Here is a 240-nt window from a genome sequence, read left to right as displayed (position 1 = left end):
GGATGGTCAGTGCAGTGCGCACCGTGTCGACATTCGGCGCCGAGGCCAGATCCTCGATGACGAAGGTCTGGAAGGCGCCGAGGTCGCTCGCCACGCAATGCAGCAGGAAGTCGGATTCGCCCGATACCATCCAGGCGTCGCGCACGATCGGCCAACCGCGGGTGCGTTCGGCGAAGGTTTTCAGCTCCGCATCGGCCTGGTGATGCAGGCCGATGAGGCAGAAGGCGACGACATCCAGGC

General features: G+C 65.0%; 1 protein-coding gene. It reads right to left on the bottom strand.

Going from position 1 to position 240, the window contains the following annotated elements; genetic code table 11:
- Positions 1-240 (bottom strand): Lrp/AsnC family transcriptional regulator (locus E5X34_RS32790; protein ID WP_292573393.1); only part of this gene is annotated, 240 nt, incomplete at both ends.

It is taken from the genome of Mesorhizobium sp., from assembly GCF_004963255.1.
In the GTDB taxonomy this organism is placed as follows: domain Bacteria; phylum Pseudomonadota; class Alphaproteobacteria; order Rhizobiales; family Rhizobiaceae; genus Mesorhizobium.
Note: the sequence above shows the minus strand (reverse complement) of the source record. Positions and strands in the feature narration are given on the sequence as shown.